This window comes from Methylophaga sp. OBS4, assembly GCF_026319305.1.
GTDB lineage: Bacteria > Pseudomonadota > Gammaproteobacteria > Nitrosococcales > Methylophagaceae > Methylophaga.
Genome location: NZ_JAPDMV010000005.1, coordinates 38,370 through 62,667, shown reverse-complemented (window position 1 = coordinate 62,667; position 24,298 = coordinate 38,370). Strand labels below are relative to the sequence as shown.

15 protein-coding genes are annotated in these 24,298 nt (G+C 49.0%); 3 read left to right on the top strand and 12 right to left on the bottom strand.

What is annotated here, in order from left to right; translation table 11 throughout:
- Nucleotides 1–112: 112 nt before the first annotated feature.
- The 3 genes from OMP95_RS02310 to OMP95_RS02300 all read right to left on the bottom strand — a co-directional run bounded on the left by OMP95_RS02310 (nt 113) and on the right by OMP95_RS02300 (nt 4,275).
- Complete coding sequence (locus OMP95_RS02310; RefSeq protein WP_266325507.1) at nt 113–628, bottom strand: YcnI family protein; 516 nt, start codon at nt 626–628, stop codon at nt 113–115.
- Between the two features lie 126 nt (nt 629–754).
- Nucleotides 755–2,770 carry a DNA helicase Rep gene (rep, locus tag OMP95_RS02305; protein ID WP_266325505.1) on the bottom strand — a complete coding sequence of 672 codons (2,016 nt, stop codon included), beginning with the start codon at nt 2,768–2,770 and terminating at the stop codon, nt 755–757.
- Complete coding sequence (locus tag OMP95_RS02300; RefSeq protein ID WP_266325503.1) at nt 2,767–4,275, bottom strand: YifB family Mg chelatase-like AAA ATPase; 1,509 nt, start codon at nt 4,273–4,275, stop codon at nt 2,767–2,769. Before OMP95_RS02300 ends, rep begins: the two co-directional genes overlap by 4 nt.
- A gap of 430 nt (nt 4,276–4,705) precedes the next feature.
- Between OMP95_RS02300 and OMP95_RS02295 the strand changes: the two genes are divergently transcribed.
- Both OMP95_RS02295 and OMP95_RS02290 read left to right on the top strand, forming a co-directional pair.
- Complete coding sequence (locus OMP95_RS02295) at nt 4,706–7,240, top strand: EAL domain-containing protein (protein WP_266325501.1); 2,535 nt, start codon at nt 4,706–4,708, stop codon at nt 7,238–7,240.
- Between the two features lie 14 nt (nt 7,241–7,254).
- Nucleotides 7,255–9,267, top strand: a complete 2,013-nt coding sequence (locus tag OMP95_RS02290; protein WP_266325499.1) for a methyl-accepting chemotaxis protein — start codon at nt 7,255–7,257, stop codon at nt 9,265–9,267.
- A 59-nt stretch (nt 9,268–9,326) separates the two neighbouring features.
- Here OMP95_RS02290 and OMP95_RS02285 read toward each other — a convergent pair whose 3' ends face one another.
- The 5 genes from OMP95_RS02285 to ubiK form a co-directional block, all read right to left on the bottom strand.
- Entirely contained in the window at nt 9,327–9,905 is a 579-nt protein-coding gene (locus OMP95_RS02285) for an NnrU family protein (protein ID WP_266325498.1), read from the bottom strand.
- 148 nt (nt 9,906–10,053) lie between these two features.
- Entirely contained in the window at nt 10,054–12,054 is a 2,001-nt protein-coding gene (locus OMP95_RS02280) for a hypothetical protein (protein WP_266325496.1), read from the bottom strand.
- A 37-nt stretch (nt 12,055–12,091) separates the two neighbouring features.
- The gene (locus OMP95_RS02275; protein ID WP_266325494.1) at nt 12,092–13,333 is read right to left on the bottom strand and encodes an ATP-grasp domain-containing protein; all 1,242 of its coding nucleotides are present in this window, start codon (nt 13,331–13,333) and stop codon (nt 12,092–12,094) included.
- Between the two features lie 249 nt (nt 13,334–13,582).
- Complete coding sequence (locus OMP95_RS02270; protein WP_266325492.1) at nt 13,583–13,897, bottom strand: pyrimidine/purine nucleoside phosphorylase; 315 nt, start codon at nt 13,895–13,897, stop codon at nt 13,583–13,585.
- A gap of 14 nt (nt 13,898–13,911) precedes the next feature.
- Nucleotides 13,912–14,157 (bottom strand): ubiquinone biosynthesis accessory factor UbiK, encoded by a 246-nt coding sequence (gene ubiK / locus OMP95_RS02265; RefSeq protein ID WP_266325490.1) that lies wholly within the window; start codon nt 14,155–14,157, stop codon nt 13,912–13,914.
- 162 nt (nt 14,158–14,319) lie between these two features.
- Here ubiK and OMP95_RS02260 point away from each other — a divergent pair, with 162 nt between their 5' ends.
- Complete coding sequence (locus tag OMP95_RS02260) at nt 14,320–14,727, top strand: YhcB family protein (protein ID WP_266325488.1); 408 nt, start codon at nt 14,320–14,322, stop codon at nt 14,725–14,727.
- Between the two features lie 118 nt (nt 14,728–14,845).
- On the opposite strand, the gene OMP95_RS02255 is transcribed toward OMP95_RS02260, so the two are convergent.
- The 4 genes from OMP95_RS02255 to recC form a co-directional block, all read right to left on the bottom strand.
- Nucleotides 14,846–15,505, bottom strand: coding sequence for a hypothetical protein (locus OMP95_RS02255; RefSeq protein ID WP_266325486.1), 660 nt, complete (start codon nt 15,503–15,505; stop codon nt 14,846–14,848).
- Nucleotides 15,506–15,583: 78 nt separating this feature from the next.
- Nucleotides 15,584–17,461 carry an exodeoxyribonuclease V subunit alpha gene (gene recD, locus OMP95_RS02250; protein WP_266325484.1) on the bottom strand — a complete coding sequence of 626 codons (1,878 nt, stop codon included), beginning with the start codon at nt 17,459–17,461 and terminating at the stop codon, nt 15,584–15,586.
- Nucleotides 17,454–20,942 carry an exodeoxyribonuclease V subunit beta gene (gene recB, locus OMP95_RS02245; protein ID WP_266325482.1) on the bottom strand — a complete coding sequence of 1,163 codons (3,489 nt, stop codon included), beginning with the start codon at nt 20,940–20,942 and terminating at the stop codon, nt 17,454–17,456. The genes recD and recB overlap by 8 nt, the downstream gene beginning before the upstream one ends.
- Nucleotides 20,939–24,160, bottom strand: coding sequence for an exodeoxyribonuclease V subunit gamma (gene recC, locus OMP95_RS02240; RefSeq protein ID WP_266325480.1), 3,222 nt, complete (start codon nt 24,158–24,160; stop codon nt 20,939–20,941). Before recC ends, recB begins: the two co-directional genes overlap by 4 nt.
- Nucleotides 24,161–24,298 lie beyond the last annotated feature (138 nt).

The window sequence follows — 24,298 nt, the reverse complement described above, 5'->3', positions numbered from 1 at the left end:
GAAACAGGGAAACGGCAAAAGTTTATATCGGGATGATCACAGAAAAATGGGTGATTTCACACAAACCTTGTGAAATCACCCAACACATTTAAGCATGGGCTAATATTGACGATTAGTGGTGGTGTGAAGTCTCCGGCGCAATCACCTCCAGAAACGGTGCCGGCTCATCGTACTCGTGCCATTTCTTGTCGCCCTGTGGGATCTCATGCCAATAGTTTTCACCGGTAATACAGGTCTGTCTGACCGGCAAATATAATGTTTGTGGATCGGCGCTGACCTTGGCCTTGAACACGAACTCGTCAAAATAATCGTCGGCTAACTCACCGCCATACCAAGTGATAGTGCTGACGTCTTCTGTCACTGTTTGGCCGTGTGATTCATAAGGTGTTTTAAGCGCTTGTCTGGTGATAGCAATCTTCCAGCCTGTTTTTGGCATCGGTCTTGCGTGTTCAATACCTTCCGGGATTTCAATAGAGACTTTGGTGGTCGCCGCCCCCTCGCAGCCATGACTAATACCGAGCGTCGCTTTGTAATAACTGCCACTGGTCACCTGGGGTTGTTCAAACACGGCATGCGAACTTGCCACAGCCGGCAAAGCCAGCATAAGCAGAGAGAAAAGCTTTTTCATGAGTTGTCCTCGTTCAAATGGTTCTACGTTCGCAGAGCCCGATTCACAATGATTGATGATTGTACTGTAGTGAACAGATGGAGAGTTGTGTGAAATGCCGGGCTGAACAGGCAAATGCCGCGTTCATTACTTAAGCATGGCCCGAATATTGGACAAATGCGCCTTGCCGCGTTCTTTTCTTTCTTCCGGATCGGCCTGGGCTTTCTCAGACATCCAGATTAAATCCTCTGGCGGCAACTCACGCAGAAAACGGCTCTCCTCGCATTCCATTTTTTCACCATAACGCTTGCGACTGTTAGCCATGGTCATCACCAGGCTGCGCTGGGCACGAGTGATACCTACATAAGTCAGGCGCCGTTCTTCTTCAATCGTGCCTTCCTCGATACTGGTGCGGTGCGGCAGAATCTCCTCTTCCATGCCGATCATAAACACATGAGGAAACTCGAGACCTTTTGCCGCATGTAAGGTCATCAGATGCACCGCATCGGCCTGGTTCTCATCTTCCTGCCGATCCAGAATATCCATCAAAGTCAGCCTGGCGGCAATATCACCGATACTTTTTTCTTCAGTGTCCTGCTCAATAATGCGGTCGATCCAGCTCAACAATTCTTCGACATTTTCCATGCGCCGCTGTGCCTGGTTCGGATCACCGCAGACTTCTTCCAGCCAGCCGCGGTATTCGATTTCTTCCACCATATCGCGAATCGCATCCATCAAATTGCCGCGTTTGGCGCGGTCAGCAATATCCACCAGCCAGTTGGCAAAATGCTCCAGCTTCGCCATCGCTTTGGCTGAGAGTTGTTCGCCCAAGCCCATTTCAAAGCAGGCACCGAACATGCTGGTTTTACGCTCTGCCGCATAATTACCCACTGTCTGTAACGTACTGGCGCCGATACCGCGTCTGGGCGTGTTAATCACGCGCAGAAAGGCATTATCGTCGTCCTGATTGGCCAGCAGGCGCAGGTAGGCCATGATGTCTTTGACCTCGACCCGCGAGAAAAACGAAGTGCCGCCGGTGAGAAAATAAGGCACATTATGTTCGCGTAAGACCCGTTCAATCGGTCGCGACTGGTGATTGCTGCGATATAAAATCGCATAATCCTTGAAACTCGCCTGATGTTTGAGCTTGTGATACAGCAGCTCGGAAACGATTTTATCCGACTCATGATCATCATCGCGACAACCAATAACGCGGATGGGATCGCCTTCCCCCATCGCACTCCACAGACGTTTTTCGAATACGTGGGGATTGTTGCTGATAAGCGTATTGGCCACCCGCAAAATACGTCCCATTGAGCGGTAATTCTGCTCCAGTTTGATCAGTTTCAGCCGCGGGTAATCCTGCTGCAGTTGTGCCAGATTCTCCGGCCGCGCACCGCGCCATGAATACACCGACTGATCATCATCCCCCACTACAGTCAAAGCTTCGCGGATGCCGACCAGTTGTTTGACCAGTTCGTACTGGCAGCCATTGGTGTCCTGATATTCATCCACCAGCAGATAGTGAATCCGTGCCTGCCATTTCTTTAACACATCGTTATGATTTCTAAACAGCAATACCGGCTTCAAAATCAGATCATCAAAATCGACCGCGTTGTACGCCTGCAAGGCCGCAACATAACGTGGATACACTTTGGCCGCCGACATCTGGGTGCCTGCTTCTGCAATCTGCAGCGCTTGTTCGGGCAGCATCATCTGGTTTTTCCATTCCGAAATCTGCCACTGCACCTGCTCGGCATGTTCACTGTCCGCGGCAAAATCACGCCCCATCAAGTCGCGCAATACCGCCAAACTGTCATGCTGATCAAATATCGAAAAACCGCTACGATAGCCGAGATGTTTATATTCACGGCGCAGAATATTGAGGCCTAGTGTGTGGAAAGTCGACACCATCAAACCGCGTGCTGACGCCTTTTGCCGGCTACTCATCAACTCGGCGACCCGGGTTTTCATCTCACGGGCGGCTTTATTGGTAAAGGTCACCGCAGCAATATTTTTAGCGGCAATCCCGCACTGCTCGATAAGGTAAGCAATCTTGCGGGTGATTACCCGTGTTTTACCACTACCGGCACCGGCCAGCACTAACAGAGGTCCATCGATATGACGCACAGCTTCCCGCTGTTGCGGATTCAGATCATTCAATTACTTCTCACCGTATCCAGCCTTCTATAACCGATTGCTTCCGACAAATGAGCCGTTTGAATCTGCTCACTGCTGGCCAGATCGGCAATAGTACGCGCTACTTTCAGGATACGATGATAAGCCCGTGCAGACAGGCCCAGGCGGCTGATCGCCTTTTCTACCAACTGATAATCACTGTCACTCAAGGGACAATAAACCTCTATTTCTTTTTGTTCCAACACATTATTCGCCTTGCCCTGCCGCTCCAATTGCCGCTGCCGGGCTCTGCTCACCCTTTTTCGAACCTGGGCGGAACTCTCGGCACTGCTGTCAACCGTCTGGCTACGCAGCAGTGTTTTATCCACTGCCGGCACTTCCACCAGCATATCAATACGATCCATCAACGGCCCTGACACTTTGCCGCGATAACGGCGCACCTGATCCTCGGTACAACGGCAGCGGGCATCGCCCAGATAGCCACAGGGACAAGGGTTCATCGCGGCCACCAGCTGAAACCGGGCCGGAAATTCGGCCTGATTGGCGGCGCGCGAGATGGTGATCTTGCCAGATTCTATCGGTTCCCGCAGTACTTCCAACACACGCCGGTCAAATTCGGGCAGTTCATCCAGAAATAACACCCCATGATGCGCAAGTGAGATTTCACCGGGACGCGGCTGACTGCCGCCACCCACCAACGCCACGGCCGAAGCGGTATGGTGCGGCGTTCTGAACGGACGTTGCTGCCACTGCTCGACATCAAAGCCTTTTGATGCAATCGAATGTATGGTTGCGGTTTCCACCGCTTCCTGCTCATTCATTTCAGTCAAAATGCCGGGCAAACGACTCGCCAACATGGTTTTGCCGGTGCCGGGCGGCCCAGACAAAAGCAGGCTATGCGATCCTGCTGCGGCAATTTCCAGCGCCCGTCGTGCATGACCCTGACCTCGCACATCAATCAAATCCGGATAATTCGCTGAAAATGGTTTCGCTTCTGCTTGCGACAAGGATAAGGGTTGCTGCCCATGCAAATGGGCACAGACTTCTAATAAGCTGACAGCGCCATAATTCTCAGCCTGCTCAATTAATGCCGCTTCCTCGGCATTCGCTGCCGGTAACACCAAAGCACGTTTCGCTTTGGCTGCCGCCAGAGCCGTTGGCAATACGCCTCGCACCGGCCGGCATTCACCGGTTAATCCCAACTCACCGATAAACTCTTTATCTTGCAACGAAGCCAGTGGGATCTGCCCCGAAGCGGCCAGAATACCCAGTGCTATCGGTAAATCAAACCGCCCGCCTTCTTTTGGCAGATCGGCCGGCGCCAGATTGATGGTGATCCGCTGCTGCGGAAAATTGAACTGTGAATTGAGTAAAGCACTGCGCACCCTGTCTTTACTCTCTTTCACTGCCGTCTCGGCCATACCCACAATCGATAAACTGGGCAGCCCGTTGGACAAATGCACTTCAACCGTTACAGGTTGCGCCTGTACGCCGGTCATCGCCCGGCTGTGAACTGTCGCGATACTCATAATCCGTCCCTGGTGAAAGCAACAGCAGCCATAGTAACTGATTCCGCTGCGGAAAAGCATCTACACGGACAGTTCGAAATGCACAAAGTGCATGACATTGAGCATTGCGATAGCGTGCATGGAACATTCGATTTAGGATTAAAACCGATATATCCATTCCTTGCTGTGTTCTGATGTTTGTCCAGCAGAATGACGTGTGACAGAAAAAGGAAATAGCTTGAGAAATAATGGACAGCAATTAAAGCAATGCTTTCCGCTGCATAGCACTAAAAGAACTAGTTCATCCGGACGGTAACCTTAGTTCAATTGGAGGATATTCAGACTTGTAAATTAAAAGTAAAATTAAAAGATTAACAAAAAAATGTGCTGCCTGAATAGTTTATGGACAGAACGGAGTGGAGAGTTGAATAGGAAGAACAGGCATAACTCGATGATACTATCTATATTCCGCCAGGCTTTGCAGTATCGAATGGGGTTTGCCAGGTGGTTATGGCTATACAGTTGTGTCGTAATTATTTTAATCGCTGCAATTTCAATTACCTCATGGAGCGGACTGAGCAACCTCTATAACAGCATTTACGAGCAGTCTAATATACGAAACAATAAAGCCATAAAAATCACAAAAATATCCCAGTTACTAAATGAAAACTATAGCCTGGCAATATCATTAAACCAGCCTAGTCAGCAGCGAATTCTCCCGCATGACTTATTAAACAATAAAAATATAATAAGCAAAATAAACAGAAATATAAACAAAATCACTAAAACTATCGAAGACCTGATAAAAACAAGCCAAACTAAAGCTGAAATAAACCTTATAAATGAATTTCAAAAACGCCGAAAAGAATGGCTAAAAACATTAATATCAAGTCAGCGACAAGATAAAGCATATATCACAGGTAGCGAGTTTGAAATAATTCAGGGCGATATCAGAAAAAATGCAACAGCAACTGTAGAATCACTGTATAGAATCCGCGAATTCAATGACAATAAGGATGCGGAATTGTTGTCACAAGTTGATAACAATTATAAAAACACTTTAGTAACTCTATTAACTGCCACATTGATATGTATCATCGCAGCGAGTTTATTTTCAGTCAGCACCATCAACTATATAAGAACAGTTGTCAAGAGAGTTATCAGGTTTGCTGAAACAGTGAGCAATGGCGACTGGAGCAACCCAATAAACAACAATAATGAACCGGGTGAAATAGGAATATTATTAACACATTTAGAGCAGATGCGAGAGAGCCTGCATAGCTTATTTACACAGAATAAGGAGGTCGAAAATAAAGCCAAAAAGCTATTATTGGCTGTTAATCAAAGTAATAGCACTGTTTTGATTACAGATCTGAATACAAAAATTATTTATGTTAATGAGGCATTCACACAGACAACAGGATACATACCGGAAGAAGTTATTGGAAAGACACCCAAGATTCTACAGTCAAATAAAACTCCTGAATATGTGTATAAAGATTTATGGAAAAACCTGAGCCAAGGCATTACCTGGACAGGAGAGCTTGTTAACCGATGCAAAGATGGAACTCTAATTACTGAGTCCGTCAAGATATCTCCGATAAAAAATATCTCAGGAGAAACTGAAGGTTACATGGCAGTAAAAGATAATATCACTGAGCTCAAAAAGGCTCACCAACGTATAGAGAAAATGGCATATTGCGACGCTCTGACTGAACTTCCTAACCGACACAGATTTATCGAACAGCTAAAAACATTACTAAACAATAATAATCGTAATTTTAGTATTTTATTTGTCGACCTAAATAACTTCAAAAGAATCAATGATAGCAAGGGTCATAATATTGGTGATAGCGTACTCAAAACAGTCAGCCATAGATTAAATGAATGCTGTAAAGATCAGATTCTGGTGGCGCGTGTCGGTGGTGATGAATTTGTAATTATAAGTCTTTTCATTGAGGGACTTGAGCTAACAAGGCTTGTAAATGATTTACATCACACATTATCCATACCTGTATTTATTGATGAATATCAATTTATAATGAGCGCTTCTATAGGCATATCACACTTCCCCGAACACGGAAAAACCAGTCAGGATATTCTGCGCAGGGCTGATATTGCAATGCATCAAGCTAAAATGAATAATCTCCCATACTGTATATATAATGAAGATATGGAATCACAGCTTCAGAGAGAGCTATTGATACTGCAACGACTTGAACTGGCGCTATCAACTTCTGAAGGCATCAACATACACCTCCAGCCACAGTTTTCACTTAAAGATAATACACTCATTGGTGCTGAAGCATTACTCAGATGGCACGACAATATATTGGGAAATGTTTCTCCAGCTGAATTTATTACACTTGCTGAAAATAAAGGATTGATATTTAAACTTGACAAGTGGGTGATAGAGCACAGTCTTAATTATTTATTTGAATGTAACATTATTGCAAAATTCAGCGGCAGAATCGCTATCAATATTTCATCCCAAACACTGGAAAACCCCTTATTTTCAATCTGGATGAAAGATAGCATTGAAAACAATAATATCGAATCAAAATATATTGAGCTGGAAATAACTGAAACTGGTCTTATGAATGATCCTGACAAGGCATTGCAGAACATTTTGAAATTAAAATCTTTTGGCATTTCAGTATCAATAGATGATTTTGGCACAGGCTATTCATCACTTGCCTACTTAAGAAGATTCAACGCTGATAAGCTAAAAATTGACAAAAGTTTTATTGATCATATAACCACATCTAAAACTGACCAATCTATCGTTATGGCCACAATCGAACTCGCTCATAATCTTGGCATGAAAACGCTAGCTGAAGGGATAGAAAATGAAGATCAGAAGCAGATACTTGATGAACTCGGCTGTGACTATGCACAAGGGTATTATTATGCCAAACCAATGCCAACAAATGAATTCACTGACCGTTATATATTAAACGACAAAATAATTACACTTACTCAATAATAAAGGATTTTATTATGCGTTTCTCCATTGCACTTATGAGTAAATTATCCTATCCAAAAAAGATGGCAGTCATCGCAGCAATCTTTTTATTCCCGCTTACCATTACATTTGTTATTTTGGCAAGCAATCTTAACTCAGGAATTAACGCAAGCATCCTGGAACAAAAAGGATTAAAGTACATAGATACTGTTCGTCCTTTATACCAAAAACTGGCCCAGCATCGCGGGCTTGTAAACACCTATCATAGTGGTAAAACCAGTTTACAAGCTGACATCATCAATACCCGAAAGGAAATATCAGCTCAAATACGTGCTATCGATACAATTAACGCTGAAATGGGCACTGAATTGAACATTGATGCACTCTGGAATGGAATTAAAAACAGTTGGGTACAAATAGAACCAAGCTCTTTTAGTTCTCCAGCGGAGAAAGTATTTCAAGAACACACCATTCTCATTGCAAAAATATATAATCTATTCGAGCTTATCAGTAATCGTTCAGGACTGATTCTTGATCCAGCACTTGATACTTCTTTTATTATCGAAGCCTTGGTCTACCGGCTTCCTAAAGTAACCGAGAACCTGGGGCAGATGCGTGGCTTAGCTTCTGGTCTCGCATCTCAGCGACAGATCAGCCAAGATGAAAAAACACAGTTGATTACCTTTTTCAGCAATATTCTAAGTGACTCTGAATCAGCTGATAAGGCTCTTAATCGTGCATCACATGAAAATCCAGAACTTGAATCTGTTTTAGATACTTTTCTTGAAAATAGAATCGCGGCATTCAATAAGTTTATTAATATAATCAATGAACAATTTTTGATGAGTGACTTTATTTCTGTCAACTCCAAAGATGTCTTCGAATCCGGTACGCAAGCCATCGCCGCCAATTACAAGTTATATGATGCTCTGGTTCCTGTTCTGGATACACTTTTACAGGAGCGTATCGATCGTCTGAAATCAGAACGCATCATGCTCATTCTTATCATTATCGCTGCGTTATCCATTTCAATTTATCTGTTTATCGGCTTTTATCGCTCAACCATTGATGTCATTCAAAACTTGGTTCAGGCTACCGATCAGATTGCAAATGGTGATCTGACTATTGAGGTCCAATCAAGCACACAGGATGAATCTAGCCAAATCGTTGATGCCCTCAACAAAATGACCAAACACTTGAATGGCATGGTCAATCAGTTACGTGATAATGCGTCATTATTAGCCACTGCTTCTGAAGAGTTATCTTCAACCACCAGTCAAGCCAAAACAAATTCACTTGAACAACAAAACCAATCAGAACAAATCACCACGGCGATGAACGAAATGTCAAGTACAGTCAAAGAGATCGCAAAAAATGCCGAAATGCTGGCTGCCGAGGTCAAGAATGCTACAAATGACAGCCTCTCCAGTCAGACAGTCATTGATGACACCATTCGTTCGATTAATAAACTTGCCGATGGCGTCGGTAATGCTGTCATTGCGATGCAGGAACTGACACAAAGCAGTCAGGAAATCGGTTCGGTACTAACGGTCATTAAAGGCGTGGCTGAACAGACTAATCTGTTGGCATTAAATGCTGCTATTGAAGCAGCGCGGGCGGGTGAACATGGCCGTGGCTTTGCCGTTGTTGCTGACGAAGTACGCGTATTAGCCACACGAACACAGGACTCTGCCATACAAATTGAAGCCATGATAGAAAACCTGCAGCAACACACTAAACAAGCAGCTGATGTCATGTTAGCTGAAAAAGAAAATGCACAGAATGTTTCTCAGGGCACCGAATCAGCGACCCAATCCATGCACAATATCGTTGAATCCATGACCCAGATTTCTGATATGAGTACCCATGTCGCCAGTGCCGCAGAGGAACAAGGCTTGGTGTCTGAAGAAATCAACCGCAATGTCACGCATGTGTATGATTTATCTTCTGAAAATCTCATGGGTACGGAACAAATCGCTCTCGCCAGTAATGAATTGGCAAAACTGGCATCAGAAATGGAAAGCATTGTTCAACGCTTCAAAGTCTGATTCTGAATACCATCACAAATGACTATTTACTGTGAGGAAACAGCAGGGCTCAGGCCACCTCAAATAAACGGTTTCACGCCGAACAGCGGGCCATGCAGGTAAAATGCAAACAAGGCCCAGGCTAACGTCCCCGCGATAATGACCTGTATATCGCCCTGTAAATTACCAGCCGGGCGGCGCATACCCAGTCGCCGATCGCGCCGGCGGCTGACGGCAAAATCCACCACGGCCCAGAGCAGAAACGCACCAAACAGCCATAGATCCGCGAAACTGCCGTTAGCAAGCAAATGTGCCAATGCCCAGAGTTTCACACTGAGCAGCATCGGATGACCTGCCATTGCCTTGATGCGCGATGGCGGCAGATAGGTAGCAAGCAGCAAAATAAAAGCTGGCAACATCAGCAGGGCTGCTAAGTGCCGGGTCCACAGTGGCGGTGTCCACAACACAGCTGTACTCTGTCGTGCCTCGCCATAACCCCAAATGATCAGCAGCAAGCCAATCAGTGACAGCAGCGAAAATATTGCTTTCCAAGGCAAAATACCAATGCGCGTGATCCGTGTCGTGCGCCAGTTATCGGCATAAATGCGTACTGAATGCACACCCAGAAAAACAATCAGACCCAGAACTAATATCAGCATGGTTATACTCGCATTAATGGTTTAGAAGCGGCTACCGTGTCTTCCACCTGACAATACAGGTTCTGCCGCAAATCGTCACGTGAAATCGGCCCGATATCGGTATCAACCAGGCCGAGCCAGACACAGTTGCTATACTGCTTTTGTCGGTTTACTCAGTTATCTCCGGCAGCCGGTTTGCGCCCCAGCTTCGGTGTATCCGATCGATAACACATTGCAATTCTTCTGAGTCGACCAGTGCCAACTGGCCCGGTTCAAGCGGGTCGTAGTGGAAGATATAAAGTCGTGAGGCAAATTGCTCAAAAGGCAGGGAGGCTTCACCAAAGCGTTCGGAATGCCCGGAGGTACTGACCTGAATATCATCGCCCCAATTTTGACCGCTGTCGTTATTCGGGTTGTAAAAATACACCCGCATAACATGTTCGGGATCCAGCGCCACCCGCAAAATGGTAATGGCATGCCAGCCGATAAAACGCATGGCACTGTCGGTGATGGCAATGCCTGCCGGTTGCGGGTGAATCAGGGGTTGGTTGCCGTTGTAATAGGGATGATAACTGGCATAAAAATGTCGCAGAAAATCTTCCACTTGTATCAGTCTGCCGCTGCCGACATCGACATTGATACTGAAGCCCCGCCCACACCACCAGCCATGAAATTCGGGATTGACCCAGCGGTGAGGATCACCTTCACGATCGGCACAGCAACGCCCCATTTCTGCATAAATGCGATCCAGGTGCGGCACCAGGATCAATGAAACGGGATCCAGATCCATGGGTAATTGCTTGGCGACACCCGTCAGGCTTTGTTGTGATGAAATGGCCAGGCCTTCAAAGTGCATGATGATCTCATCATCACGTGCAGCCCACACCAGCATTTGCAGCAGATAATCAGGATCGTTATAAGCCCACATCGACATCGCGCGTGCAGACTGGCAGGTAGGATTATTGCCTTGTCCCACACCAAGCGGCTGCCCCAGCATGCAGAGCACACCTTCAAGCAACCGGCTGCAAGCATCGGGCGTATCGCCAAACAAGGCAGTCAGGCGTTGTTCGGCGCCAGGCGACAGTGGCAGTGATAATTGCCGCCATAAAGCCGGCGCAACCGGCGATTGATATAAAATACCGCGCTCCAGCATCATCGCCAGTCCGTAAACGGCCTGGGCTGTCTCGGGATGGACCGCTTTTTCAATCAAGGCGCGTACCAATTCACTGTAGCTAAGCAGACAGTCGCGGCCGGTGGAAGATAATCCCAGTGCCTCACTGAGCAGATAATCACTTTCTTCCGTCAGATAACGCAGTAACACAGCGTGATACGGTGAAACAAGACCGGTATCGTGCATGGCCCGGGCACAACCACTGGCTTCATATTGCAGCGCAGCAGCATCCATGCTGGTCAGCCGCTGTAGATAGACTGCTACGCCCGGATCTTCACGACAAGCCTGTGTCGGGCCATACAAGCTGCTGATCAGACGATCAGCGCCTTGACCACTGTGCCCCATATCGATAGCCGGATTTTGTCTGCAGATGGCGATCTGAGTGACCATTTGTTTGACATGCTCAACCTGAATCGGCCGCTGTTGCAGGATGCGCCAGATTTCGTCAATTAACTGATCGATAATATGTTCATAGCCAATGCTTTCTGCGAGGTGCTGCAATAAAGCCCGGCTGACTTCTGCGAGTCGTCCCTGTTGTTCACGTTCAGCTTCATCAGCCACTGAAAACAGGCGTTTGAGATTAACCGCCAGCACCCGCGTCAGGTAGTGATGTGCCTGTTCAGCTGAAATATCGGGATGAATGTAGCGCTCACGGGCAATAGCCAGCAAACGCAGATTGCTCAGCGTTTCTATGATGACAGTGTGGATATCCGTACTGCGCAGAGCCGGTGCACTGAGGGCCGGCACCAGAATCTGCGGATGGTCATAATCAGAATCCCCAAACACACCGGCCTGTTCCAGCCGCTGTGCGTAATTCTCCATCAGCGCACAACCACCTTGCGTGTGCAGGATCCTTTTCACCGTGTCAAACAAGCGACCTACTTTGGCCGGCTTGGCAAATGCCGGCGCCTCCTCCAGTATTTTTATCGCTTCTTCCAGCCGCTCGATCAGAAGGGGGTGATTCGGGTCCTGATACTCATTGACGGTTGATTCACTCAAACTCAAGTCCTGCAGTTATTTCGGTTTGGCGATGACTTTAGACATAGAAATCCAAAGATTCCTGATGTTTAAGCAAATCACGCATTACCAGCGGATCATCACCGAAGAAGTATACCAAACCCCAGTGGGTGCCGAAGGCGGTGCGTTTGGTCACGGTTTCTTCAAGCGGGGCTGTCAGTTCATGAAAATCGAAGTAAGGATGATCTTCGGTTTCCTGCGGAATCTCGAGATGACTGACGACGCGACGGCGTGGATAAACGCCGAAACAACCGGCATGACCTTTGGCATCAACAACTTCTTTCGGAAAGAATTGACTGATTTCTGCTTCGGTCGTTTTAGGGTCAAACGACAAGATCAGGGCCTGGTAGGCATTAAAACCGTAGGCACGTTGCAATAACTCGAACACTTTGAAACCGGGTGGCCGGTAAGCGACTTCACCAAAGTACATTTCACCATCGCTGGTCACAAAATATTCGGGATGTATGAAACCGAACTCGATCTCGAAGGTTTTAATCAGTTTTTCAATCTGCGCGGTGATTTGCGGGCGGTATTGTTCCAACGCCGGTGTTGCGGGTACAAACACCGAATAGCCCAGCGTTACATATTCAGAGATATTCAAAAAGCGGATTTTGCCGCTATGGATCCAGGCTTCTACGGCAAACTCCCAGCCATCAAGGTGTGATTCCATCAAAACCGGGAATTCCTCCTCAGGAATCATATCCACTTCATCAGGCGTACGAATCACCCGGTGTCCCAGGCAGCCGGCTTTATCAAAAGCTTTAAGATGGATGGGGTCATTAGGGTCGCCATCGAGTTTCAACAGCGTTTGATTGACCCGCCGCAGAAAACGGATCACATCATCTTTGTCATGAGCCTCTTCGAATATGCCGACCCGGATACCGCCTAGTTGAGCACGACGTTTCATCAGTGCCTTATCGCGCAAGAGCAAAGCCTGACCGAATAAACGTGGGTTATCCAGCAATACGGCATTAATTGCACCGGCCCACTCTACGGTTTCCTCAAACAAGGGAATGGCCACATCTACGCCTTTCTCTTTTAATGTTTGAGCGATTTCCATTGAACGATCATTGAGTCGCTCAAAATTCCATTTGATATAAGGGATGTTGTGAGCAGTGCAGTATTCTTCCGCCCAGTCGGGCGCAACAACAACATATCGTCTGTCAAAGGATTCAGCAGCTTCAACAGCGTTCAGACTCCAGCCCAGGAATGCCACATAGCCCTTTTCCGGATTAAATTTTTCTTTCGCTGACTCGGCCATAATCATGCCTCCTCTACATTTTTATATGTAAAACAAAAGCTTAATACCAATCTATCACAATTAAAAATAATGACAGTGTGTCACTGCGCCCGAAAACAAGCCTGGTATCATCCCTGATACCAGCGGCAGGCAGATTAGAAATACAACTCAGTTATGGCAAAGACAGCTAAAAACCCGGCGATTTGCGCAAAAAGGCAATAGTTTGAATTAGTAATTACTCGCGGCCAAAGCCACGAATGTAAATCTCCCTTAATTCAGATATGAACAACAATAATCCACTAATTCGGTGATTTTAATATCGAATGATGAATTGGCCGGCACATGAAATGACTCGCCGCTTTTAATGCTGTGCCATTGGCTCTCACCTTTCAGGCAATAACTTAAATCACCGGCCAGGATTTCCATCAGCTCGGCTTTTTCTGTACCAAAGGTGTAATCACCCGGCATCATGATACCGAGCGTTTTAAAACTGCCATCAGCGAATGTCACTTTACGGCTGGTCACCTTGCCATCGAAGTAGATATTAGCTTCACGGGTGACCGCGACATTATTAAATTCGGACATATAAGTTCTCTTGGTTATTGTTGTTTTTGTTCCAGCTCGGCAACGCGTTTTTCCAGCGCTTCCAGCTTTTCACGGGTACGGTGCAACACCTGAGTTTGCACATCAAACTCTTCACGCGTCACCAGATCCAGTTTATTAAATGTGGCGGTCAATGCGGCACGGATATTTTTCTCCGCATCTTCCTGCATCTGCACCAGACCGGGCGGCAAGGCTTTGCTGATGCTTTGCACGACTTCTTCAATTTTTTTCGTGTCGATCATAGGTATTCCTTTTGATTGAAGGGCTTTACTCATTATTCTACGGTAATTTGCGGCTGACTCAATTGATTGATGTCATGAAAATGGGCATGTCGCACATCATTTTGCCTGCAAGCTATGTTTTAATACACGTAAAGACTCAACCACACGAGAAAAAGGATCGATATGTCATCAACCGAGTTTTGGAGCATCCTGGTGATTGCCGTAATTTTTGCTGCCCTGATTGGTTTTGCGCTGGGTCGCCGCAAAGTCCCTGGTGGTACGCAGCAACTGAAGGACTTGCAGGAACAGCATGAGCAGCAACTGGCGCAGAAACAAATGGAACTGGAAGCCTACCAGGAAAAAGTCCATGAGCACTACGACAAAACCGCCACCCTATTCAAGGATATGGCCGGCTCATACAAGGAACTGTTCGACCACCTTTCAACCGGTTACGAACAACTCGGCAACTTCTCCGATCGACGTGTATTGCCAGAACGCGCGGGGGCTTTGCTGGATGGCCCGGACACCCAGCCCAAAGCCCATGATTTTATGAATCCGAAAAGTCAGGATGAAGACGCATTAAATCGATAACGCAAAGATTATCGAGATGAAAAAAGCCAGCCTATCAGGCTGGCTTTTTTGTTTTTAGCTTAAGTCCATCATCTTCTATATGAGGACATTATTAGGAAAAAATAAATTTGTCACCTTTTTACTTTTTTTTGAACCATGGTTTGGTGAATATTGAGTATGTTTTCATCGGCTCTTCAAAACATGGCTTAGTCACTAAATCCAGCCTATCTTGAACAGCCTGCAACTTTTGACGAATCTCGTCTTGTTCATCCATACGATCCCAAAATATACCTTCATGCCTGAACATTTCATTTAAGTGTCTCTGGAACTCGTCACCTTCCATCGGTACACGGCCTTGACGTTTCCAGTAGTATGTTGCCAACTGCCTCGCTGAAGAAAAGATACTATTAAGAATTCGATTGCTTTCAATAAATATGTCTTCTGTTTCAGCACCAAAAGCCGCCATGAATTTGTATTTAAGGGTGTTAAAACGTACGAAGGCTTCTTTTCTACCCTCAAACCTTTCGAAGACAATATAACCACGATCAAGTAAATCAGCCTCTTGTTCTGTCTCGTTTTCCCCCTTTTTTCTCGATGAGCCTTCATCCGACGATGAAAAAGGATTTCTTATCGCAGCAATTACATCCTTGATTTCAAAAAAAGTGGCCAAAACTTCTTCCGCAAGCTCAATTCTCCTTTTTCCAATAAATTCGCGTTTCCATGCTCCCACACCAGAAACTATTGCCCAACAAGCAGCAATGATTGCTATTGCTTGTCCAATTGTTGCAATTGATTCCAATAGCTTCCCCCATAGTTTTATAACTATATAGGCCACGAGCCTTATTACATAATCAAATAAAACTCGGAAGTGACTCGTCTAATCGACATCCCGTTCAAGCTGGTACTTCAACCCACTCTCCCGCTGATGACGACTGTTGATGGTGTGTCTTAATGCAATTTCCGTGGCAAGAATATTCAGCGTTTTTCTGGCGCGGGTAATCGCCGTATAAAGCAGTTCACGATTGAGAATCGGGCTGTGTTCTTCGGGCAGTAGGATGCCCACCGCATCAAACTCCGAGCCTTGGCTTTTATGCACTGTCATCGCAAACACGGTTTCATGGGCAGGCAAACGATTCAAACCCACCCAACGCAGTTCGTCATCAAAACAGAAGCAGGCTTTGAGTTTGCCGTCTTCATCCCTGAGCAGCATGCCGGTATCGCCGTTGAACAGATGCTGACGGTAATCGTTCCGGGTGATCATGATGGGCCTGCCGGGATAATAAGTCTGTGCCGTTCTCCAGCCACGCAGGGCAAGAAACCGGGTCATCATCCGGTTAACCGACGTGACCGATTGCGGCCCCTGTTTCAGTGCCGCAAGTACTCGGAAGCTGTCGAAAGCCTGAATCACTTCCCGAGGCAGCAGCGCGTTTTCCACCGCATCGATATAACGTTGATAACCTTGTGCAAGACTGTTCAGCAGATTACGTTCCTCTGGCGGCAACCAGCTTGCTTCGGGTTGTGCACCGAGCAAGGCCAGCGCCTGGTCTGCCTCACCGAGATTGACCAGTCCGGCCAGCTGGCCAATCAGGCTGTCTTTATCAAAGCGGTAGCTATGTTGTAGCCGGACAAAGCTGTCTGTTAATACTGATTCAGAGTAACGGCTTAGAGATACCTCCGCTAAGCCTGTCCTGAGCATTGTCGAAGGGGTCGGCATGACAATCTCTTTGTCACCTCGAGCGGAGTCGAGAGGTCTTGCGAGCCCGAGCTGTGGAAACTGTGCAATAAAGTCGTTGGAAAACTGTCCCTGTTGGCCCTCACTCAGGTTAGCCAAAACCGCACCGGACTCAACCGAGGCCAGTTGCTGGCTGTCGCCCAGCAGAATAAGCCTCGCTTTGGACGGCATCGCCCGCATCAGTTTCGCCATCAGGCTGATATCAATCATCGAGGCTTCATCGATAATCAATACATCCAGCGGCAGCGTGCGCTCGGCGTTATAACGGCCCTGTTCATTGTGCTCGGTAATGCCCAGCAAGCGGTGCAGGGTTTTGACTTCCAGGTTTTGTTGTTTGCTGATGGACTGTTGCAGGCGGGCGGCAGCCTTGCCGGTCGGGGCGGCAAGGCCGATTCGGATAGGCGTATCCCCCCCACCCCAACCCTCCCCCGTCGAGGGGGAGGGAGTTTTTTGGATGGACTGGTTTTGCAGGCATTGCAGGATTTTCAGCACGATGGTGGTTTTACCGGTGCCCGGCCCGCCGGAAATCACGGCCAAATGGCGGCTTAAGGCCATCGCGACGGCGATTTTCTGCCAGTCAATACCGTCAAGTGGATTGCTCCAGTCGGCCAGATCTTGATTGAGTTGTTCGATATTTAATGCTTCGACAGGCTGCAAGCGTTGCTGGATAGCTTTGGCCACATCCTGTTCATCCAGCCAAAAGCGGTAAAGATAAAGCAGACCCTGCTCAGTCAGAATCAGTGGCTTGTAGTCTCCGGGTCGGCCCACGCTTTTACCCGCCAGTAACTGGTTTTGCCAGGCTTGGATGGTGTCAGGCAAAAGTTCAGCCATATGCTGCATCGACTCCGGTAGGTTGGTGAGATTGAGACACACATGGCCTTGCGCCATAGCTTCGGTCAACAAACCTGCTGACAGACTGATAACAGGATGTTCACCGTCTTCCTTGCGGTGAATATAAGCGGCGAACTGGCAGGCCAGCTCACTGAAACCATGCTGTCGCAGCAGATTAAGCGCTTCAGTCATGATCAGCCTCCTGCATGCAGTTATCCAGCGCATTCAGCAATTCGGTTGACGGCCGGTCGTAATACACACCAGCCTGTCCCCACTCTGGCTGCATACCGCGGATAAACAGGTAATACACGCCGCCAAAGTGCAGCTCAGGCTCGTATTCCGGCAAACGGGTTTTCAAATAACGATGCAGGGCCAGGCTGTAAATCAGGTATTGCAGCGGGTAGCCATGCATCACCATCGCCTCATCCAGGGCACGCTGGGCGTAGTCCTGTTTTTTGTCGCCCAGCCAGTTGGACTTGTAGTCGGCAATATAAAAACGGCCCTCAAACTCAAACACCAGATCGATGAAGCCTTTCATAAAGCCGGTAATATCGGAGAAGTTAAGCTGCTGCATGACTTTATCGAGGATCGGCAAGGTTTCGGTAAACGGCAGTAATGTTTGCTTCAACCGTTTCACCGTGAGTTGGCTGACCGGGAAATAAAACGCCATTTCATCCAAACGTTTTTCACGGGCAATGCCATCCAAGGTAAGCGTACTACCTTCAGCCAGCGGTGTTTTCACTACCGATTGCAGCCAATCGCTGACAACAGGCGACCAGCTACTGTCAATGCCGTATTGATTCAGGGTTTTAGTAACAAGCTGCTGCCATTCATGTCCGGTGGTTTGAAAATCCCAATTTTCGAACAGGCTGTGCAAACAGGTACCGGCATTAGAGCCGCGCGGGAAACCAAACCGGTCCTGCCGCGTTTCGGCCGATGGCTGCCAGTCAGCAACGACCGTGTCGGCATCATAGTCAGGTTGTTCGATAGTGTGACCGCGCGTCAGGCTGCTGAAACTGCCCACTTGCCAGGGATAAGCAATCGTCCCTTTAAACTGGCGCGGCATCAAAGCCGTTGCGGTCGAGACTGAATCAACAACCGTACCGAAGTCACTCTCACCTTTCAGCAAGGCAATATTAGCGGGATAGTCGGCTGCCAATGCCGCTAGATCAGCATGCATCCGGGCAACATCCGGCTTATCCAGATCACCATGCAGCAAATTGAACATAGCTGTTTTTTGCGACTCTTTCGCTGCGCCCCACAGGATGATGCAACGCTCACGAGCCCGGGTTAAAGCAACATAAAGCAGGCGCAGGTCTTCGGCTTTTTCCTCCTCGGCGGCAATCGGCCCGGCCTCGGCAAAGCCGGGTTCGCCAAAAGCGGCACAGGCCTCATTGTGCTCGCCGCGATGAAAAACCATCACCGCCGGTTTTTGTTTCGGTTTGCCCTGATGCCAAAGGAAAGGACAGAACACCACCGGATATTCCAGCCCCTTGCTGGTGTGGATGGTTATGACTTTGACCAGTTGTTCATCACTTTCCAGCCGGATCTGCGCGGCATCTTGCGCCGCGGCACTGGATTGGCGCTGTGACGCAAACCAGGTCAGCACCGCTTCCATGGTGCTGTTGCGGCGGCTGGCATAAGCCTGAACCAGCTCCGCCAGATGCATCAGATTGGTCAGTTGGCGTTCGCCGTCCGGCTGTTGCAGCAGGCGGCGTTGCACATCCAGTTTCACCAGCAGAGATCGCAACATCACGATAAAACCGGAGGTGCGCCAGCTTTCATGCAGCGACATGAAAAAGTCGGACTGCGCCAGCCACAGGTTGTCATCCTGCTGCAATTCGTAAATCTGCAGTGCGGTTTTGGCAAATATGGGCGTTGCCAGTGCGGTGGCGATCAATCTGTCATTGCCCGGATTGGCGACTGCCATCAACACCCGCTCCAGCATCACTGCCTGTTCCGACTGAAACACATTGTCGCGCGACTGCTGCACGCTATTGATACCGCGATGACGCAGCGCCTGTTGAATCGACGCCGCCTGGCTATGACTGCGAACCAGCACGGCAATATCACCCCCATTCAAAGCCCGGCTATTGCCTTCCTTGTCGGTCAGCAACACCTCGCCCTGATTGGATTGCTGAATCAGCCCGGCGATCTGTCCGGCAGTCATGCTGGCTGACAGGCCCTCCATCTCACCTTTGTTGATAACGTCTTGCTCGCCATCAAGCCAGATAAATTCCAGTGGTGCACCGGCCTTGCCGGAAACGGTCAGAGCCGGCGTGTTATCACGTGCCGATTTGACTGGGTAAAATGGAATATCATCATAGATAAACGGCTTTTCCACCCGCTCAAACAACGTGTTGACCGCATCAACCAGCAGCGGATGCGAGCGCCAGTTGGTGTCGAGGTTGAATTCACGCTCTGAAGCTTGCTTGGCATTCAGGTAGGTAAAGATATCGGCGCCACGGAAGCTGTAGATCGCCTGCTTGGGATCGCCGACAAAAAATACCGGCTGGCCGCTGCCGGCAAATATCGTGTTGAAGCAGTCGTACTGAATCGGGTCGGTATCCTGAAACTCGTCGATCAGCGCCGCCTGGAATTGCTGCCTGATCTGCGCTGCCAGCTTGCCGCCCTGCTTGCTATGCAACGCCTGTTGCAGGTTGAGCAGCAGATCATCAAAGGCTTGTAATTTAAGTTGCAGCTTGCGTCTGGCCAGTTCTTCACGCAGGTAACCCGCCAGTTGCATACGCAGTTGCTGCAGCTGAATTTCCCGGCCGGCTTTGAGCTGCTGATGCGAGTTGATGAAACGCTCGGCATGTGCCCAGAATGGATGGTCAGGCAAAGCTTTACCTTTCTGCAGCGCAGGCTCCAGCCGCTCGCGGGTAAAGCGATCGATTTGCTCAAACACCTGATCGGGTAAGTCGGGCTCCTGCATAAGCGCTTCCAGCATGATCAGCCAGTTTTTGACCCAATCAGAGCGGTAGTTGCGGGGCTTGAGCAAGTCGTTATCAGTAACGATATCAATAACTTCCGCGTTATAGTCACGCCAGCATTGCTTGAGTGAATTAAAGTCCGTCTCGGCCTGAAGCTGCATTTTCTGCGGATCAACTTCCGGTAGCGGCAGATAAGTCAGATAAGGCTTGCCGGGCAAGTTGCCGACGGCTTTGAGCAGCGTATCCGGGGTTTGTTTCTGGTTCAGCAGGTAGCGGGCAAAATCGGCATCGGCCGTACTGACATGGCGACGCCAGAAATCATCCACCACGGCTTGTTTGATTTCCTGCTCGTCGGTAACCATTTCCATATCAAAGAAATGGCCGCTTTCAAAGGCAAAGTCCTGCAAGGCCCGTTGGCAAAAGCCGTGGATGGTAAAAATCGCCGCTTCATCAAAACTCTGTATCGCCAGTTTCAAGCGCTTGAGGGCTGTCAGATTACTGCTGCCCTGCTTGCTCAGTTTCTGCCTTTCATCCACCAGCCGTTTGCGTAATCTGCTGCGCAGTTCTTCGGTTGCCGCGCGGGTATAAGTCACGACCAGGATCTGGTTCACCTCCAACTGCTTTTCGGTGATCAGACGGCAATAAAGCTCGGCCAATGTGAAAGTCTTGCCGGTGCCGGCACTGGCTTCTATCAGGTTCAGCCCCTGCAGATTAACTGTCGCCGCATCAAACAAGCTCATAACTTTCTTCCCTGCAGATGCTGTTGAATCGGGCTGTAAATTTGCATAGCGATGTCGGCAAACTGTTCATCCAGCGGCGGCTCGCGATAAAGCTGGCGATAGTAAGGATCATCCTGTTCGCCCCGCTGGTTGTCGCTGCTAGGCGACCAGGCACGGCCAGCAGTAGGAAACGCTTTTTCCGGCTTGTCACTGAGACTGACACGGGCAAACTCATAGCTGCTTTTATCAAAAAAGGCGAGCGGCTGATGACAGCCCTGCCAGTAGAGCTTGAGCAAATCCGCCAGCAGTTGGCTCGGCCCGGTCACCGGGGTAAACAGCAAATCATCATCCTGCAGAATCAGGCGGGTTTCCAAAGTAACACCTTCCGGCCTGAGAATATTCAGCAGCAAATGGTCAATCCAGGCGGCAATCAAATCCTTGCCTTTCTTCTTCGCCAGCCGATAGCGGAGCAAGCCTTGCTGACTGACCTGTTCCAGTTGGCCGCCCATAATGAAACCGTCGATTTCAAGATCCAGCGGCAGGCTGAAAGCCGCTTCCTGTGGCAAGCTGGGCATCAGCTTGTCGACAAAGTCATCAACGGTTTGGGACTCCTGCTCAAACCAGGCTTCACCGATATACCCCTGCGGCAGCATACCGGTCGCCTGAATCAACGGTTTCAATCCCTCGTCACAGCGCTGTGACAGATTGGCATCCAGTAGCCACTGCCGCAGTTGCCAGCTTTCCAGGCCATCGAGTTCAAACGGCTCACGGCTTTCCAGTTCATCTTCTTCCAGCTCCAACCTGACGCCCAGCCGTTCACGTAATAGAAACCTTGCCGGATGGACAAAAAAGCGGGCCAGTTGTGAAGCCGTCAGTTCCCGCCAGCTGTCATCCGCCTCCGGCAGCGGAGCATCAAACCAGTCTTGTGGTTCGGCAGCTTCCAGCATCGGACACTGCGAAGCATTAAAGCTGAACAGCTTGGGATCTTTGCCATCAAAATAACGGCGGCTGAAGGCCTGTAGCGGGTGATGAGTAACGATATGCTGCAGAATGTCCCCGCCCGACCCAGTCTCAAAACGCTCGCTTAATAAATCCTGTAAATCACTGACCAGCACCGAAGGCGGGATCTCACTGTTATCGACAATGCTGGCACCCACGTAACTGATGTAGAGGTAATGATCCGCCGACAATAGCGCTTCCAGGAACAGGTAGCGGTCATCATCACGCCGACTGCGATCGCCTTCGCGGTGATCACGCGCGAGCAGATCAAAACTGAGTGCAGGCTGACGGCGCGGGAAGACTTCATCATTCATACCAATCAGGCAAACCATGCCGAACGGAATACTGCGCATCGGCACCATGCCGCAAAAGGTCACGCCATGCCCCAGGAATCGATGGGTATTATCGACCGGCTCCAGGTGGGATTGCAGCCAACTTAAAATCAGCTCACCCCCAATCTCCTGCTCGAAAGTAGCATGCACTGCACTGTCCACCAACCTTTCCAATTGGGTGCGAATACCGGTCAATTCATAGTCGAACTGGTTATCCTCCAGCCCCTCGGTGCGGAAAAAAGCATCCAGACACAGATTAAGCTGTTTATGCCACTCATGAATTGAAAACCGTCTGGCCAGGCGCTGGCGCCAATGATCCAGCGCATCAATAAACTCGCACAACGCCGCGACGATACGGGCGCGTTCACCGCTGATACCATCCATGGCAAGCTGACCATCAAATAACCGCCAGGACTGACCCGGTTCGTTGAGTGGCATCGCATATCCCAGCAACAGCCGGTCAAGACCGGCGCGCCAGGTATTGGCATCATTGGCAGGCAAATCCAAGGCCGTTTTGTCGCTGTTGTCCAATCCCCAGCGCGTACGGGTGTCCCGGCACCAATCACGGATCCAACTCAAGGCCGCATCATCCAGGCCGAAACGTGCCTGCACCGCCGGACATTCCAGCAAGGCCAATATGGTTTCCACATCAAACCGCGACTGCGGCAGCTGCAACAAGCTGTAGAAAGTATTGATCAGCAGGCTTTCCTGCTGGCCGCTGCTGTCGGCGATGCTGAAAGGAATCTGACTCGACGACTTGTCGGCCGTCCCGAACACGGCTTCAATCCAAGGGGCATAGACATCGATATCCGGCGTCATCACCACAATATCGGTGGGTGTCAGATCTTTATCGCGCTCGAACATTGCCAACAATTGATCATGCAGGATTTCAATTTCACGCATCGGACTGTGGCAGACATGGATGGCTATCGACTGATCGTTATCAGCTATCGCTGTTTTGCCCTGCTCTTCCAATGTGAATATATCGTGCTTGAGCTCAGTAAGCATGCTGCTGGGTTCAGGCTCGACAAAACAGCTATCGGCATCGTGATGGGTGTCCTGCAACTGGCGGAAAAACTCCTGCCCCTGCTTGCCCAAACTGGCCAGTAAGGGATGCCCCGGTTCCGGTTCTGCGTCCGGCTCCTCGAAATTCAATTGCAGTTGCTCACGCTGCAATTGTTTCTGGTCACGCAGATCGCCCCAGTAATGTTCGCTTGGCGACAGGTAAAACAACGTGATATCAACAAACCGCGCCAGCAGCTCAAAAGTCTGCAAATAAACCGGTGGCAACGCAGAAATACCGAAGATACTGAGCCGGGTTGGCAGGCCCGCTGGCGGCGTGTCGGTCTCTTGCAGCAGTTGATGCATTTTCTGCAGCAGGTGGGCACGGTGCATAGGTTCTGCGTCATCCGCAGTCAGCTTAAACCAGAGCTTGCCCTGCCAGATTGGACTATCACCCTGCTCCCACTTGGCAATCCAGTCCGGGCGATACATCAGGTACTGATCAAAGGTATCGGCGATACGCTCGGCCAGCTGGTAGCGCTTGAGCTCGTCTTTTTCATCTGCCAGATAGGCCGAAACGACTTCAAAACCGGTTTCATTCTGACATTCCGGTAACAAGGCTTGAATACGCCAGGCCAAAGACGATTTGGCATAGGGCGACTGCAGCGGAATATCGGGCCAGAGCTGACGAAACAAACTCCAGATATAAGCCGAGGGAAACGGAAACTCCAGATTGGCGGCAATACCCTGCCGATTGGCGAGATAAAGCGACAGCCAGCGTGACAGCTCGTTACTCTGGACAATCACCGTTTCCGCCTCGAACGGCGGCAAGGGCTCGGATTGATGCTGTTCAGCAAGCCAGTCAGTCAACTGCCTGGCGCTATTACTGTAAACAATCTTCAGCATTCCCGATTCCCTAATAGCAAAGGCTTAATGTTACGGGATGTCGGCGGCGAAGCAAATCCTGTTCGTGGTAGTAAAGCAGTCCGTCATTGCGAGGCCGCAGGCCGTGGCAATCCAGATCCAGACTGGGTGGTTCCCACG